The sequence below is a fragment of the Parasedimentitalea huanghaiensis genome, from assembly GCF_009753675.1.
Taxonomy (GTDB): domain Bacteria; phylum Pseudomonadota; class Alphaproteobacteria; order Rhodobacterales; family Rhodobacteraceae; genus Parasedimentitalea; species Parasedimentitalea huanghaiensis.
In genome coordinates, this window is record NZ_WQLV01000015.1 from 19,418 (window position 1) to 35,543 (window position 16,126).

At 53.2% G+C, this 16,126-nt stretch carries 15 protein-coding genes; 6 read left to right on the forward strand and 9 right to left on the reverse strand.

Annotated elements, in window-relative coordinates:
- Positions 1 to 251: 251 nt before the first annotated feature.
- The gene (locus GO984_RS19085) at positions 252 to 941 is read right to left on the reverse strand and encodes a FadR/GntR family transcriptional regulator (RefSeq protein ID WP_157024183.1); all 690 of its coding nucleotides are present in this window, start codon (positions 939 to 941) and stop codon (positions 252 to 254) included.
- A gap of 177 nt (positions 942 to 1,118) precedes the next feature.
- On the opposite strand from GO984_RS19085, the gene GO984_RS19090 reads away from it, so the two are divergent.
- The 5 genes from GO984_RS19090 to hydA (GO984_RS19110) all read left to right on the forward strand — a co-directional run bounded on the left by GO984_RS19090 (position 1,119) and on the right by hydA (GO984_RS19110) (position 6,070).
- A complete protein-coding gene (locus GO984_RS19090; protein WP_157024184.1) occupies positions 1,119 to 1,901 on the forward strand; it encodes a transporter substrate-binding domain-containing protein in 783 nt (260 codons plus the stop codon).
- Between the two features lie 61 nt (positions 1,902 to 1,962).
- On the forward strand, positions 1,963 to 2,634 hold the full coding sequence (locus GO984_RS19095; RefSeq protein ID WP_157024185.1) for an amino acid ABC transporter permease: 672 nt from the start codon (positions 1,963 to 1,965) through the stop codon (positions 2,632 to 2,634).
- Complete coding sequence (locus tag GO984_RS19100) at positions 2,634 to 3,371, forward strand: amino acid ABC transporter ATP-binding protein (protein ID WP_157024186.1); 738 nt, start codon at positions 2,634 to 2,636, stop codon at positions 3,369 to 3,371. Before GO984_RS19095 ends, GO984_RS19100 begins: the two co-directional genes overlap by 1 nt.
- 18 nt (positions 3,372 to 3,389) lie before the next feature.
- Complete coding sequence (locus GO984_RS19105) at positions 3,390 to 4,646, forward strand: aminotransferase class V-fold PLP-dependent enzyme (RefSeq protein WP_157024187.1); 1,257 nt, start codon at positions 3,390 to 3,392, stop codon at positions 4,644 to 4,646.
- Positions 4,647 to 4,651: 5 nt separating this feature from the next.
- Positions 4,652 to 6,070: a dihydropyrimidinase gene (gene hydA, locus GO984_RS19110; protein WP_157024188.1), complete on the forward strand. Its 1,419-nt coding sequence runs from the start codon at positions 4,652 to 4,654 to the stop codon at positions 6,068 to 6,070.
- A gap of 112 nt (positions 6,071 to 6,182) precedes the next feature.
- Here hydA (GO984_RS19110) and GO984_RS19115 read toward each other — a convergent pair whose 3' ends face one another.
- The 8 genes from GO984_RS19115 to hydA (GO984_RS19150) form a co-directional block, all read right to left on the reverse strand.
- Complete coding sequence (locus tag GO984_RS19115; RefSeq protein ID WP_167740425.1) at positions 6,183 to 7,106, reverse strand: LysR family transcriptional regulator; 924 nt, start codon at positions 7,104 to 7,106, stop codon at positions 6,183 to 6,185.
- Positions 7,107 to 7,136: 30 nt separating this feature from the next.
- Entirely contained in the window at positions 7,137 to 8,159 is a 1,023-nt protein-coding gene (locus tag GO984_RS19120) for an ABC transporter ATP-binding protein (protein WP_157024189.1), read from the reverse strand.
- A complete protein-coding gene (locus GO984_RS19125) occupies positions 8,156 to 9,148 on the reverse strand; it encodes an ABC transporter ATP-binding protein (RefSeq protein ID WP_138165275.1) in 993 nt (330 codons plus the stop codon). Before GO984_RS19125 ends, GO984_RS19120 begins: the two co-directional genes overlap by 4 nt.
- Before the next feature lie 5 nt (positions 9,149 to 9,153).
- A complete protein-coding gene (locus GO984_RS19130) occupies positions 9,154 to 10,098 on the reverse strand; it encodes an ABC transporter permease (RefSeq protein WP_138165276.1) in 945 nt (314 codons plus the stop codon).
- On the reverse strand, positions 10,095 to 11,075 hold the full coding sequence (locus GO984_RS19135) for an ABC transporter permease (RefSeq protein ID WP_157024190.1): 981 nt from the start codon (positions 11,073 to 11,075) through the stop codon (positions 10,095 to 10,097). The genes GO984_RS19130 and GO984_RS19135 overlap by 4 nt, the downstream gene beginning before the upstream one ends.
- Before the next feature lie 137 nt (positions 11,076 to 11,212).
- Positions 11,213 to 12,769 carry an ABC transporter substrate-binding protein gene (locus GO984_RS19140; RefSeq protein ID WP_157024191.1) on the reverse strand — a complete coding sequence of 519 codons (1,557 nt, stop codon included), beginning with the start codon at positions 12,767 to 12,769 and terminating at the stop codon, positions 11,213 to 11,215.
- Positions 12,770 to 13,115: 346 nt separating this feature from the next.
- The gene (yczE, locus tag GO984_RS19145) at positions 13,116 to 13,799 is read right to left on the reverse strand and encodes a membrane protein YczE (RefSeq protein ID WP_245231177.1); all 684 of its coding nucleotides are present in this window, start codon (positions 13,797 to 13,799) and stop codon (positions 13,116 to 13,118) included.
- A 67-nt stretch (positions 13,800 to 13,866) separates the two neighbouring features.
- Positions 13,867 to 15,264: a dihydropyrimidinase gene (gene hydA / locus GO984_RS19150; protein WP_157024193.1), complete on the reverse strand. Its 1,398-nt coding sequence runs from the start codon at positions 15,262 to 15,264 to the stop codon at positions 13,867 to 13,869.
- A 138-nt stretch (positions 15,265 to 15,402) separates the two neighbouring features.
- Between hydA (GO984_RS19150) and GO984_RS19155 the strand changes: the two genes are divergently transcribed.
- The gene (locus GO984_RS19155; protein ID WP_138165281.1) at positions 15,403 to 16,050 is read left to right on the forward strand and encodes a GntR family transcriptional regulator; all 648 of its coding nucleotides are present in this window, start codon (positions 15,403 to 15,405) and stop codon (positions 16,048 to 16,050) included.
- The last annotated feature ends 76 nt before the right edge of the window (positions 16,051 to 16,126 follow it).

The window sequence follows — 16,126 nt, forward strand, 5'->3', positions numbered from 1 at the left end:
CGACCACGACTAAGGTTGTCAGTGTCAAACGCGGGCTCCCCGGTCTAGCCATTGCCATCTTTTGGTGAGGCTGGTGGTCGCGAGATCGGTATTGAGCCATGGAAACCCGAAAAAACTGTCGGGGTGCAGTGGTATCAATTTGCCAGCCGTCTCGATGCACCCTTGGTGCGTGACGGAGCCTAGGCTGACCTTTTCCGGTCAGCGGACGGCTGGCTACTATTTTCCATTCTGTCAGAATCCGAAAATGTTCTTCAGATCGATATGCCCGCGCAGGCGGCCGTGTTCCTAATATGCTCGACCATGGCCGTTTGGGCCGCATCTGCATCCCGGGCATTCAGGGCTGCGATGATAGCCCTGTGTTCGGCAATCGAACTGGCCATCCGGTCCAACGCGGTAAAGGGGATCGGCTGACGTTGGGTCTCCATTACCATGGCACTCAGAGAGGTATAGGTCTGCAGCAATAGGGAATTACGACTTTTGCCAGCGATAATTTGGTGAAACTCCAGATCTTCATCGACATTGGCGATCAGGTCCCCTTGCGCCCATGCGGCTTCCATCTTGTCCGTTGCGGCGGTGAGCAGCGAAATGTCGTCAAGGGTTGAGGTCTCGGCGGCATGCCGGGCCAACTGACCTTCTAACAGCAAGCGCACTTCGAAGACGTCGGCCATTCCATAGTCATCGGTATACCGCCACTGGGTACTGTTTGCGGCCGGCATGTCCTGTGGGTCAGTGACAAAGGTCCCTCGACCGGGATAGGTGCGGATTAGCCCCAGCGTTTCAAGCGTCATCAGTGCTTCACGCAGCGATGGGCGCGAGACGCCCAATTGTTCAGATAACACGCGCTGAGACGGCAGTCGTTCTGCACTGCTCAGTTTTCCGGATTGGATCATCTCTTGCAATTGCCGGGCAATGGCTTGGGAAACTGGGGTGCGTTCGATCATGCGTTGGTCATAGCTTTTCGGGTTTTCAGACAATTCGCAATCTACACGCGACAGCCGAATTGGCCAGAGGCAAGTGTTTTTGCTTGAAACGGTCCTAGCTCTGTGCTTCTTACTGGTCTGACCGGTAAGACCACTTTGCCGGATACGTTGCAAGAAGAAATTCAGGGAGGACTCAAGATGCTTGTTGATAAAGTCAAAATACTCATTGCGGCACTCGCGACTACGGGCGCACTGACCACCACGGCACAGGCCGACACATGGCAAGTCGGAGCGAACATTGGGAATGTTCCGTGGGAGTTTCAGGACGAAACTGGTGCGTTTGTTGGATTTGAGATTGATTTGGTGAACGAAGTCGCCAGTCGCTTGGGTCATGACGTTGAAATCGTCAATATCCCCTTTAACGGCCTATTTTCTGCGGTTCAATCAGGCCGGGCTGACCTTGCTATCTCGTCGATCACCATCACCGAAAAACGCCTTGAATCCGTGAGTTTTGCCCAGCCCTATTATGATAGCGACCAGTCGCTGACTGTGGTCGAAGGCGGCCCGGCATCCGTGGCTGAAATGAAGGGTAAAGTGGTTGGCGTTGATACCGGGTCAACTGGTGACATGTGGGCAACTGAACAGAGTGACACAGCAGGCTTTACTGAAATCCGACGTTACGAAGGCCTGGCTCCTGCGATGCTAGATCTCGGTGCTGGCCGTATTCAGGGCTATATCTCCGACATTCCAGCATTGCTGTATTACGTCAAAGACAAACCCAATTTGAAAGTAGTTGCCCGGATCGAGACCGGCGAACGCTATTCGATGATGTTTGACAAAAACGCTGAACTGGCTGGGCAGGTCAACGAAGTGCTGACGGCGCTCAAGAACGAAGGCGTCATCGCCGGCCTGCACGAGAAATGGTTTGGGGCCACCCCCGAGGATACCACCTCGACCGTCGCTGTCATGGACATGCCGTAACACAGATCCTTGCCATGCCCGTCGCAACTTCGGGCATGGCTCTTACACCGGCAGGACTTTCATGGAAATTATTGACACCTTCTTCAACGTCGAAGTGTTGCTTCGAACCTATCCTCTTATGCTCAAGGGTCTTTGGATCACTATAAAGCTGGGTGTGGTCAGCATCATCGCGGGTTTGGCACTTGGATTGGTCCTTGCCTTGATCCGTCTTTACGCCGCACCACCTGTCCAACTTCTGGCCCGTATTTATATCGACGTTTTCCGTTCGTTGCCCTTACTCGTGCTGTTGATCATCGTCTATTATGCGCTGCCCTTTGTGGGAATCAGCATGTCGTCATTCTGGTCTGCGATGGTGGCCTTGACCCTGGTGTCTGGCGCCTACACGGCCGAGATTTTTCGGGCCGGAATCCAGGCTATCCCCAAGGGTCAGTTTGAGGCCTCGCAGGCACTAGGCCTCGGGTATCGACATATGATGGTTGACGTCATCCTGCCACAGGCAGTCAAAATCGTAATTCCGCCGCTTACCAATAATTCCATAAATGTGGTCAAGGATACGGCCTTGGCATCGGTCGTGGCCATGCCGGACCTGTTGAAACAGGCCACTCAGGCACAGGCTTTGGCGGCCAATCCCAGCCCTTTGATTTTGGCCGCAGCTATCTACGTGACGATCTTGTGGCCACTGGTCGCCGCAGTTTCACGAATGGAGCGCCGGATTGGCGCGGGAGAACGCTGATGGACGGTTTTGTCAGTATCCGCAACCTACAGAAATTCTATGGCGAGTTTCGTGCGTTGAAAGGTATAAATTTGGACATTGCCGAGGGAGAGGTCATCTGCATCGTCGGTCCGTCTGGCTCGGGGAAGTCGACACTGATCCGGTGCATCAACCGATTGGAAAGTTTTGAAGACACCAGCGAAATCGTTGTTGACGGCATACCAGTTATGCCGGGAAAATCGCTGGCTAAGGTGCGCGCCGAGGTGGGCATGGTGTTCCAATCCTTCAACCTGTTTCCGCATTTGACAGTCCGCCGCAACGTAATGCTGGCCCCATCGCGCGTGCGTGGGCTCAGTACAACAGAGGCCACTGACCGGGCCAACTTTCTCCTGGAGCGCGTCGGCATATCAGAGCAGGCTGACAAATACCCCGAGCATCTGTCAGGTGGTCAGCAACAACGAGTGGCCATCGCCCGTGCCTTGGCGATGGAACCGCGCGTCATGTTGTTCGATGAACCTACCAGTGCGCTGGACCCCGAGATGGTTGGCGAGGTGCTGGATGTGATGAAGGATCTGGCTGGTACGGGCGTCACAATGATCGTCGTTACCCATGAAATGGGGTTCGCGCGGCAGGTTGCGGACCGGGTTATTTTTATGGATGGCGGCGAGGTGATAGAGACCGGCAAACCCGACGAAATCTTTTCCAATCCAAAAGAACCCCGTACGCAGAATTTCCTGAGTGCGGTTCTGAACCACTGATCCATGAAAGAGGCGAAAATGACCGAAACCAAAGATCAGATCGATCAGACATTTGTGCAGTCGCATTTTCCCGGGTTGAAAAGTGACTGGGCGTTTTTCGACAACGCCGGAGGGTCGCAAACCGTACTGGGTGCGATCGAAAAGGTCACTGAATTCCTGACCCACCGAGATGTGCAGATTGGTGGCAGCTACGACGTGTCACTTGCCGCCGCCGCTGCATTGATGGACGGACGCAGGGCGATGCAGACCATGACAAATGCCGCTCGCCCTGAGGAAATCGTGTTTGGTCACTCTACAACGGCGCTTATGCAGATCCTCGCCAATGCGATGCGCAGCCAGTTCGTTCCGGGAGACGAAATCATCATTTCTATCGCAGACCATGAATCCAACATCGGCCCATGGGACAGGCTACGCGAGTTTGGCATTGTCGTGAAATTCTGGCCGGTCGACAAAGAAACCTATGCGCTGCAACTTGATGATCTGGATGCCCTGATGACCGAGCGCACCAAACTTGTCTGCGTGCATCACGTCTCAAACATCCTTGGGCAGGTGAACCCGATCGCCGACTACGTAAAATTCGTGCATGACCGCGGCGCGAAAATCTGTGTTGATGCCGTGGCCTATGCCCCTCACCGCGCCATTGATGTGCAGGCCTGGGATGTCGACTACTATGTGTTCAGCCTTTACAAATGTTATGGGCCGCATGTGGCGGTGATGTATGGCAAGTACGATCTGCTGACGGAACTGGACGGGCAGTATCACTATTTCTATGGCAAAGACAAAGTTCCCGGCAAGTTGGAGCCAGGAAATCCCAACTATGAACTGGCTTTCAGTGCCGTGGGTATCGTTGAGTATCTGGCAGCCCTTGGTGAACATGAGGGAGGTACTGGATCTCAGCGCAACAAGCTGGAGGCCGCCTTTGTTGCGATTGCAAAACAAGAGGACGCCCTGACCAACAGATTGCTGGCCAATCTGCGCGGGCGCAACGACGTTCGGGTGATCGGCGCCACCTGCAACATCGGATCGAACCGTGTGCCCACGATCGCATTTAAGATCGACGGGCATCATTCAGGCGAATTCACTAAGGCGATGGATGAATATGGCATCGCTATCCGCTTTGGCGACTTTCACACCCGACGTCTGATCGAAGAGCTGGACGAAGATGAGGATGGCGGCGTGATCCGGGTGTCGATGGTGCATTACAACACGCTTGAACAAGTCGACCGGTTTTGCGCGGCGATGACCGCGATCACCGGCAACTGCGCTGCGGCGTAACCCTCATGGAGACATGTGACCTTGCCATTCGCGGCGGTACTCTTGTGACGGCTACAGACCAGTTTTCCGCAGACATCGGCATCCGCGATGGCCGCATCGTACAGATTGCCGAGAGTGTCTCTGCAACGGAGGAAATCGACGCAAGCGGGCTTCTCGTACTGCCGGGCGGCATCGACGCCCATGTGCATCTGGATCAGCCGACATCGGACGGCACCGTGATGGCAGATGATTTCGCTAGTGGTACCCGTTCTGCTGCGGCTGGGGGGAATACCACGGTCCTGCCTTTTGCGATGCAGGTTAAGGGCAGTTCGCTGCGCCAATCCGTCGAGGATTACCATCGTAAAGCAGACGGAAATTGCTTTACAGATGTGTCATTCCATCTGGTGATTTCGGACCCGACACCACAGGTCCTGGGCCAGGAATTGCCAGCACTCGTGCGTGATGGCTACACCTCGTTCAAGGTCTTCATGACGTACGACGATCTGATGCTGAATGATACCGAACTCCTTGAGGTATTTGATGTAGCCCGACGTGAACAAGCGCTGGTGATGGTACATGCAGAAGGCCACGACGCGATCCGCTACATGACGGATAAGCTGGAGACCGAAGGAAAGACCGCGCCCTACTATCACGCCGAGGCGCATGCCCAAATCGCCGAACGCGAGGCCACGCACCGCGCAATCAGTCATGCCCAGCTTACGGATGTGCCCGTCGTCATCGTGCATGTCTCTGGCCGCGACCCGATGGAGCAAATTCAATGGGCCCGAAAACGCGGCATGAAAGTTTTTGCCGAAACCTGCCCGCAATACATCACCCTGACCCGCGATGACCTCAAGGGACTGAACATGGATTTCGAGGGGGCTAAGTATGTCTGTTCACCCCCACCTCGAGACCACGACAGTCAGGCCGCCATCTGGGACGGGTTGCGCGATGGAACATTCGATCTGTTTTCGTCGGACCACTGCCCGTTCTATTTTGAAGCCCCCGACAATACCGGCAAGAACAACGATCGCGCCCGGACATCGTTCAAATGGGTGCCTAACGGAATACCCGGGGTAGAAACGCGCCTGCCGATCCTTTTTTCTGAAGGGGTCAGCAAGGGCCGGATCAGTATCGAACGCTTTGTCGCGTTGACCTCAACGAACCCGGCACGGCTTTATGGTTTGCATCCGCAAAAGGGGACGTTGTCGGTGGGAGCGGATGCTGACATCACCCTATGGGATCCAGAACTACAGGCCACAATTCGTCAGGATCGACTAAACCATGGTTCAGACTACACCCCCTTCGAAGGACTGCAGATTACAGGTTGGCCCGTGCGCACGATCCTGCGTGGTCAGACCGTTGCCAAAGATGGCAAACCGACCGCCGCTGCTGCGTCAGGTCGTCATCTGAAGCGCGGCACCAGCGTCACTGGATATCCTTGAACAGGGCGAGACAATTTCCAAAAATGCCCGTGTGGATGACCGGGTTCTGATGGATTGGACTTCGCCCAATGTATCTGAGCCAACAGCACATTCAGGCTACGTTTTTTGGGGGTCAATCTTTGCTTTCGCTTGATTGGGCCTGTATGTCGCGCCACAGCCTGTTCAGCGTCGGCTTTGTGTTCTCTTTGTCCCGATAGAGCCGGATCTCCAAAGTGTGGGAATATTCTTCTCCACCAACCACCGTCATTCGCCCGTCTGCAATTTCGCTTTTACACAGCTCTTGTGGCAGCCAGCCCATGCCAAAGCCCTCCATGATCATCGCTTTTACCGAGATGGCCAGAGCGCTTTGATTCACCACCAGCATCTTGGGCCCCTCGATATGCTGCCGTAATGCAAATTCTACCACGGAACGCAGCGCCGAGACGGTGCCGTAGGACAAGAGCGAAATCGGCTTTTTACTGCCGCGCACCAATGTGTGCAGAGGTCCTTCTGGTCCATTCTTTGACACTGGCAGAAACGCATCTTCCGTCAAAGTAATGAAGTCGCAGTTGCCAAGTCCCAAGGGCGCAAGTGCATCCATCGAGGGATGCCAGTAGGTCAAAATCACATCGCAATAACGCTGCTGTAACGCGGAAACAAATTGATCGGCAGTCCAACCTGTGGAATTCAGATCAATCTCTAGCCCTCCCTCTTCCACCATTGGCGCGATATGGGTTTTGTAATGAGTCATGTACAGCGATTGCGATGTCGCGAAACGTATGACGTTTTCACCCGCGGTATCAATGACCTGACAACGTTCGAGCGTTTCATCGTAGGTCCGCAACATAACACGGGCCTGCGCCAGAAAAACCTCGCCAGCTGGAGTCAGGGAGAGTGGTAAAGTTTGGCGATTTATCAACTTGACGCCAAACTCCTCTTCAAGCGAGCGAATACGCCGGGAGAACGCAGGCTGACTGACATTGCGCTCTTCCGCCGCCCGCGAGAAGTTTTTCTGCGCGACCAAAGCCTCAAAATCTCTAAGCCAGGCTATGTCCACTTTGTCATTCCGTTCCGCGCGTCCGAGCGATCACCCGTCCAGCCGCTCTTCCTCGACCGCATGGCAGGCAACCAGCGACCCATCAGGCTGCTGTATGGGGCGAGGTTGCTCGGCCGAACAACGGCTATTTGCGTGCGCGCAGCGGCTTTCAAACGGACACCCTTTCGGCATATTGATCGGCGTCGGAATTTCACCCCGTAGTCTTATATGATTGGGGTGATCATCTTTCAACTGTGGCACAGCCGATAGCAAGGCACGTGTGTAGGGGTGTTTGGGGTTTTCAAACAGGGTTGCAGTATCGGACAGCTCACAGACCGACCCAAGATAGAGAACCGCAACTTTTGTGCCAAAATGCTGCACAACACTCAGGTCGTGGGTGATGAACAGATAGGTAAGGCCGCGCTGATCCTTGGCCTCTAGCATCAGGTTCAGGACCTGTGCCTGAATTGAAACATCCAGCGCCGAAATTGGTTCATCCGCAATGATGAATTCGGGGTCCACCGTCAGCGCACGCGCGATTGCAATTCGTTGCCGCTGACCGCCAGAGAATTCATGCGGGTAGCGGCTTGACCAACTGGGGTCTACCCCAACAGCGCGCATAACCTCGGCAACTTTGTCGCGCAATTCACCGCGTGACAGGGATGGATTGTGGTATCGCACCGGCTCTTCAAGTGCCTGCTGGATCGTCATACGTGGATTCAACGATGCATAGGGGTTCTGAAAGATCATCTGCATCTTTTTGCGCAGTGGCATCAAAGTACGGCGTGACCGGTTGTCAATGCGTTGACCATCATAGTGAATTTCACCAGCACTCGGGTTCAACAATCCTGCGATCAGCCGGGCTACAGTGGATTTTCCGCATCCACTTTCACCAACCACACAGAGGGCTTCTCCGGGTGCAACTTGCAGAGAGATATTGTTGACCGCATGAACGGCGCGCTTTTCCCGCACGAACTTGCCGCCACGGAATTTAAGTGTTTCGAGAAACCCGCGATCAAGTTCGAAGCGTTTTTCAAGATTGCGAATTTCTAACAAAGGCTGAGGGGTCGTCATGCCTTGATCTCCTCGGCTTTGTCAGTGTGTAGTCGGTTTACCTCATGGCAAGCGACCTCGACATTGGCATACTGCACCGTTTCGGGCGCTTCGGTGTGGCAACGGTCTTTTACGAATTCACAACGGGGGCTGAATGGGCACCCTTTGGGAATGGCCGTCAATGATGGCATACTGCCAGGAATTTGCTTCAGTCTCTGACCGGGCTTGGTCTGTTGAGGCAGAGCATTGATCAACCCTTGAGTATAAGGATGTTGTGGATCGTTGATGATCTCGCGGGTGCGTCCGGCTTCGATAATTCGGCCAGCATACATCACCAGAGTGCGCTCGGTCATCTGACTGACCACGCCCAGATCGTGGGTGATCAAGATCAACCCGACCTTATTGGATTGGCACAGTTCCAACAACAGTTCCATGATGTCGGCCTGAATGGTCACATCCAAGGCTGTGGTTGGTTCATCCGCAATGATCAATTGTGGATCCAGCAACAAGGCAATGGCAATGACAATCCGTTGGCGCATCCCGCCCGATAACTCGTGTGGGTACTGCTCGAGACGATCCTCGGGCGAAGGAATGTAGACTTCGCGCAACTTAACGATCGCAATCTGCTCAGCCTCGGCTTTGCTCAGCTTGCGGTGGGCCATCAGGGTTTCCACCATCTGCTGTCCGATGGTCAGAACCGGGTTAAGCGTAACCATCGGATCCTGAAAAATCATCGCCATCTTATTGCCGCGGATGTTGCGCATTTTGGCTTCGGGCATCTGGACGATGTCATCACCCAGAAACATGATCTTGCCTGAATCTATAAATCCAGGACGACTAAGCAGGTTCATCAGTGCAAACCCAGTGATGGATTTGCCCGCGCCGGATTCTCCTACAATGCCCAGGCGTTCACCCTTGGCCAGATCAAAACTGATCTGGTTCAGGGCGGTCACAGTGTTGTCGCGCATGGCGAATTTTACGCTCAGATCGCGTACAGAAAGCAAGGACATCGTGCTTATCCTTTGTAAAGTTTGGGGTTCAAGGCATCACGCAGCCAGTCACCCAATAGATTGATCACAAGAACCAGAACGACCAGCACGATGCCGGGGATGGCAGTGATCCACCAACTTCCCGAAAAGATATAATCGAACCCAGACGAAATCAGCGACCCGAGTGAGGGCTGACTGGGTGGCATGCCCAAACCCAAGAAGGACAGCGATGCCTCGGAAATGATCGCATTGGCCACTTGAACCGTTGAGATAACAAAGATCGGCGATAGCGAATTGGGAAGAATATGGCGAACCATAATCCGGCCGGGACCAAACCCCAGCACCCGCGCGCTATCGACATACTCTTTCTTTTTCTCAGCCAACACTGTTGCCCGTACTGTACGCGCATATTGAGGCCATTCAGCAACGCCAATAACTGCAATCAAGAAGTAGATCGCATATTGGTTGAATGTCTCAGAGCCAAACATGGCCTGGGTAACAGCCAGGAAGATGATCGCCACCATCAGCGTCGAAAAGGAAAGCTGAATATCAGCTAGTCGCATCAGAAGACTGTCAGTCCGCCCACCGACATAGCCAGCAATCAGACCAATCGAAATCCCCAGGAACGCTTGCAATACAACGGCACAAATACCGATCAGCAGCGAAAGTCGCGTCCCGTAGAGGATTGTTGACCACAGATCGCGGCCCTGATCATCGGTACCAAGTATGAATTGCGCATCGGAACCATCCACCCAAAGCGGAGGGTATTCGCTATTCATAATGTCGATCTGTCCAAGATCATAGGGATCAAACGGTGCGATCAGCGGTGCAAAAATGGACATGATCGCGATCAACAGGAAGATCATCAGCGACACAATCGCGACTGGGTTGCGCCGGAAGCTGTAACCGATGTTCGAGTTCCAGACTCGCGACCAGCGCGACGGTTCTGTTGGGGTGCTCAGGCTGCTCATGCGCCCATCCTCGCAAGATTGACAGTTGGATTGACCAGCCCATAGATCAGGTCAACAATTGTATTAGTGACAACAAAGATGAACCCAACAACGATGAGGTAGGCCACAATGAGGGGGGTGTCGACGCGGTTCACGGCTTCAAGGAACATGAAGCCCATGCCGGGCCACTGAAACACGGTTTCGGTCAAGATAGTGTAGGCCACCATCGTTCCGATCTGCACACCGCCGACGGTGATTACCGGCAGCAACGTGTTTTTAAGTGCATGAACAAAGTAGATGCGCCAGGGCCTGATGCCCTTAGCTTTGGCATATTTGACGTATTCGCTTTGCAGCACTTCCATCATTTCAGCCCGGATCAAACGCACGAACAGTGGCAACATGATCGAAGCAAGTGCGACGGAGGGCAGCAGAATATGCATCCAGCCATCTACTGTGGCAAAGTTTGTTTCCCATGGCCCAAAGACATGTACAATTTCGCCACGTCCGTAAGATGGAAACCAGCCATACTCGACAGAAAACACAAAGATCATCAGAATTGCCGTCAAAAACACTGGGATCGAAATGCCAATAATCGATACGCCCATGACAATGCGACTTAGAATCGTATTGGGGTAGATTGCAGTATAGACACCGACAGGGATCGACAGACCGATGATGATGATTGTTGCCCCGAGAACAAGTTCCATAGTTGCCGGGAGTTTTTTGAGGATCACATCAAGCGCTGGCTCTTTGAAGAAGTAGCTGGTTCCCAGATCGCCTTGCAATGCATTGCCTGCAAATCGCAGATACTGGGTCAGGAAACTGTCATTTAGTCCCAGTTCGTCGCGCAGCTCTTGGCGAACCTCTTCGCTCACGGACTGTCCGACAAGTTCACGTAGCGGATCGCCGAGATTGTCCTGAATTGCAAAGCCGATCAACGAGATGACGAACATCACCGCAATCGCCTGAAACACGCGTTTCACAAGGTAAGCGAACATGCTTTCATACCTTTCTGGGGGTATTGTTATTGGGCAATATGCCTTCCTCCCCACCGAGCAGGAAGCATAGCCATAAAGAAATCTGGTAGGAAAAAACCGGAGCAGGTCAATCGAGCCTGCCCCGGTTAGAGAGATCCTTAGTCGACGACGAGGTCACCGAAGTAAGGGAAGTTCAGCGCGTTCACGATCTTGTCAGCGTGAACACCTTTGCGGGCACCCCAAGCGAGGTTCTGCCAATGCAGCGGAATGAAAGCGGCCTCATTGTAGAGGATGGTTTCCATCTGCTGCAGCATTTCGGCGCGCTTACCGGAATCTGTTTCAGCGTTGGCCTTAGCCATCAGCATGTCCGCCTCGGCGTTACAGAAGTTACCAGAGTTGTACTGGCCATTGCCGGTTTCTGCGTCGGCACAGTGGCTCAGGAACTGGTGGAAGTTAGCCGAATCTTCGGTGTCCGAATGCCAGCCGATCATCATCATGTCTGCTGCGCGCTCATCAAATGCAGGCCAGTACTGGGCCTTGGGCATTGTTTGCAGATCAACCTTGATGTTGATTTTTGCAAGCATTGACGCAACAGCCTGAGCGATTTTGTCATCGTTCACATAGCGGTTGTTTGGCGCCATCATGGTGATTTCGAACCCATCCGCATAGCCAGCTTCGGCCATTAGAGCCTTGGCTTTTTCAACGTCGAAACGTGGGGCCAAATCAGGATTGTGACCAAGATAGCCAGCTGGGCTAGCCTGGGCGCCGACAGTACCAAATCCACGCATGATGCGGTCAACGATACCAGCGTTGTTCACGGCATAATCGATAGCCTGACGTACACGTACATCTTTCAACGCTTCTACACGCTCTTGGTTCATCTGGAAGGTAATGATCCGGGTGCCGGGCATTGTGATCAGGTCGGTGCTTTCGTTTTCGTCAACACGTGCCAGATCGGTGGGCGGGACCGGCGCGATGAAATCAACATCGCCAGACAACAAAGCGGCCACACGGGTTGGGCTTTCTTTGATCGGGGTCAGGATGATTTGGTCGACGTTACCAGCGGTTTCGGTGTCCCAGTAGCCGTCAAAACGGTCAAACACCATTTTAACACCTTGCTCACGCTCGCTGACGACGAACGGGCCAGTACCGGAAACATTGCGCGACGCAAAGCTATCACCATGCTTAACCAGCTCCGAGCGATCCTTGCCGTCATCGGTGGTGCCAGAATAGAACTTGCTGTCCATTGGGAAGATGTACGTTACCGTATGCAACACCAATGGATAAGGCTCGGATGTGATCAGGTCAAAGGTATGATCATCGATCACCTTCACATCGGTGAACAGGCTGAAAATACCCTTGAAGTCAGGGCTTTCTTTCAGGCGATCAAATGTCCAGTCGACATCAGTCGCTGTCATCACGTTGCCGGAATGGAATTTAACACCACTACGCAGGTGAAACCGTGTGGTTGTTGCGTCGATCTGTTCCCAGCTCTCGGCCAAACGAGGTTCGAACTGCAGGTCCTGAGTCCAGCGCACTAATGGGTCAAATGACATATGTGAAAACTGGAGTGTTCCCCCAGACAATTGCTCGTGCGGGTCCAGCGAAACTGGATCTGCGTCATAAGCAACTTTGACTGTGACGTCAGCCTGAGCCACTGCACCAAATGTGAGTGACATCACGCCTGCCGCAGCTATGCGGATAAATTTGTTCATTGTTCCCTCCATTTCGGATGCCCATATTGGCGTCCTGAATCTGTGCCAGTTACCTAAGGCACCAAGCCAGTCTTCGGCCAATGCCAATTTCAAATCGCCCATGCAAAACAAGTATACAGTGCAGGAGGACGCAATTTTGTCTTTAGGTTGAATGTATTAGGCCTGAAGCGTTTTCAGCCTGAACGTGGGGATGAACCAATTGGTGCTACTCATCCAAGATGAAATCAACACCTGCGTACAGCTGTGGAAAAGGTCCAGCGACGATGGGCCATGATCTACACGCCATCTTTTCAAGAAGACTAAAGTGTTGCGTCGATCCGTTGAAACCGCCGGATTAAGTGAGCTTTCACTTGGTGCTCAGTTCAGAACTTTCGAGTTTTCCAAATGCAATTTTTAGACCGTACATGCTCGCTGCAACAGATGGTCCAATTCCCAAAGCGAATAAGACTGTGCCGAAGCCGACGCTGCCTCCTAGGGTCCATCCGAAGACTACCACCATCAGTTCAAGACCACTGCGTACCCATGCAATAGGTAGGCTTGTCATACTTTGCAGTCCTGTCATCAATCCATCTCGTGGGCCAGGGCCCAGATTTGCAATGAGATATAGACCACCACCAAATCCGGTGACCAAAACTCCAATAATGGCGACCCCGATTTGCAAGACAAGGTTATCAAAAGTGGGCAAATACGGCAGTAGGAAGTCGAGAACCAAAGCAATGATAATGACATTCAGAACGGTTCCCATGCCTGGTGTTTGTCTGAGTGGAATCCAACACAGCAAAACAAATAGACTGGTCACAAAAGTAGCGAGCCCAATGCTCCATCCTGTAACATGGGTGATACCTTGAGCAAAAACCGTCCACGGGCTTACCCCAACACCTGATGCGATAAGCAAGGCCTCTCCCAGGCCAAAAAGAGTGAGGCCAACCACAAGAAAGAATATGGACGCAAATGAAGGCGTTAATGTAAATGCATTCGGCGAGCTCCAAGAGAGAACAGGCACTTCTTTAACGGACAGAAAGCGGGGCATTAAAATCATTTTTGTTTTCTCTTGAAGTTATGTCTGTCGGCTATCGAAGAAACGGTCTGGCAAATGATCAGTTTGAGCGTGAATCCATGCTTAGCCACTCCCCAGATCCCGGTTCGGCAACGCATGTGCCATCAGTCACGATGAGCCGACCCTTGGACAGTACGGTTATTGGCGCGCCTACAATAGTTGTCCCCTCGTAGGGGTTATAGCCGACATTGTCATGCAAATCGTTGGCCTGATAGGTTTTGGCCAGGGTTGGGTCCCAGATTGCGATGTCCGCATCAAACCCCTCTGCGATCTGCCCCTTATTGTGCAATCCGAACGCCCGTGCGGGTGCGGTTGCGGTCAGCTCTACAAATGCCTCAATTCCCATGCGGCCTTCGCTCACCATCGCGTTGAACATCAGGGGTAGCCGGGTCTCGAGCCCCGGCATGCCGTTGGCGATCCGATTGAAAGGTGCGTCAGCGCCATTGGCGAACTTGCCGATGTCGTCCATGCGATACGGGGCGTGGTCAGAAGTGACCAGTTGGATGGTCCCATCCGCAATTGCCTCCCACAAAGCCTCCTGATCGTCGGGTGTTCGTTGCGGCGGTGAACACATGAAACGGGCAGGGTCTTCACGCTCCAGAATATCGACCGTCATGAACAGGTAATGTGGACAGGTTTCTGCCTGCACATCGACACCACGGGCGCGGGCGCGCCGAATGATGTCGGCCCCTTCACGGGTAGAGACATGAAAGATCATGATCCGTGCGCCGGTAAACTCGGAAAACCGACACATACGCTCTATGGCTTCAATTTCTGCCTCGCGAGGGTGGGAGGCCGCATGATATTTCGGCGCTGTCTTGCCCTGTGCCAACAGCTTCTCCGTCATGTTGCGGATCAAACCGTCATTCTCGGCGTGAAAACAGACAAGTGCGTTGTCCCGCTTGGCTAAATCAAGAAGATCGAGGATGGATTTGTCATCCTGGCGCACTTTGTCGTAAGTGGTGAATATCTTAATTGAGCGGTGGCCTTGAGCAATCAGCTCCGGGATATCATGCGTCAGGTTTTCGTTTCCGGTGTCGGCGACGATCATGTGGAATGCGTAATCGATCACCGCTCCGGTTTTGGCCAGCACCGCATAGTCTGCGACGACGTTGCGCATCTTTTGGCCCGGATGTTGCGCCGCGAACGAAATAACTGATGTGGTGCCACCAAACGCGGCAGAGCATGTTGCGCTCTTAAACGTGTCGGCATTCATCAGCCCCGCGCCCGAGATCTGCTCGATGTGACAATGGGTATCAACGCCGCCTGGCAAAACAAGGAGGCCGCGTGCATCAATTTCTGTTTCGGCCGAGCCTGAAAGTTCATTCGCGATGGCCATGATCTTGCCTTGGGTGACAGCGATGTCTGCGGTTTGAATGCCCTGCGCGGTGACAGCTGTGCCGCCCCGGATTATGACGTCGAATTTTTTGTTTTGCATGCAGACCTCGGCGTTGAATTTGACTATGGGTATACTATTAGCTCAAGTCTCGGTATTCCATGTGTATACCGATGCACCATCTTTAAGGACAATTTGTGGATTTGTACCACAAATTTCTTCGCCATCGGGAGAAATGACATGGCCGAAACTTTGCAAACTCTGGGTGATTCAACCTTTCAGCGCCTTAAAACGATGATCCTTGATGGCACATTGAAATCTGGTACCCGCCTGAGCGAAAAGAAGTTTGCGGACAGCATGGGCGTTTCGCGTACGCCAATTCGCGAAGCAATCGGACAGCTGATCAGCGAAGGGTTTGCGACCAGAAGCGCCGGCGGCACACCGGTGGTCAACAGTATTTCGCTCAGTGACATTATGGAAATCTTGCATGTTCGAAGCTTGTTGGAGTGCGAAGCAGCGAGAAAAGCAGCCCTTTCCGGCAAGTCAGGAGAGGAATTGGCAGCCATCAGAGCACAGCTCTGTGGCTTTCTTGAAGGGGCGCGACCAAGTTCAGAAGACCATACAGCATTGGACATGAAGCTTCATTTCCTTGTCGCTCGGATGGCTGGATCGAAACTGCTTGTTGAATTGATTGAAAGCTTGAAGAACAAGACATGTATGTATGATCAGGGGTCTCTCCCGGACCGGTTAGAACCTGGCTGCAAAGAACATTTGGCACTCATTGATGCAATTGCTGCTGGGTCACCAGACGCAGCAGCAGCTGCGATGAAGGTTCATCTGACCAACGTTCGCGAAGCAATTATTTCGCATATTCACCACCCTTTCTGAACGAAGTTTCGACGGGAACGCCGATTTTTCCCGCAGCAGTGTTGACTCTGTATTCCGCGTGTATACCATTTGCATA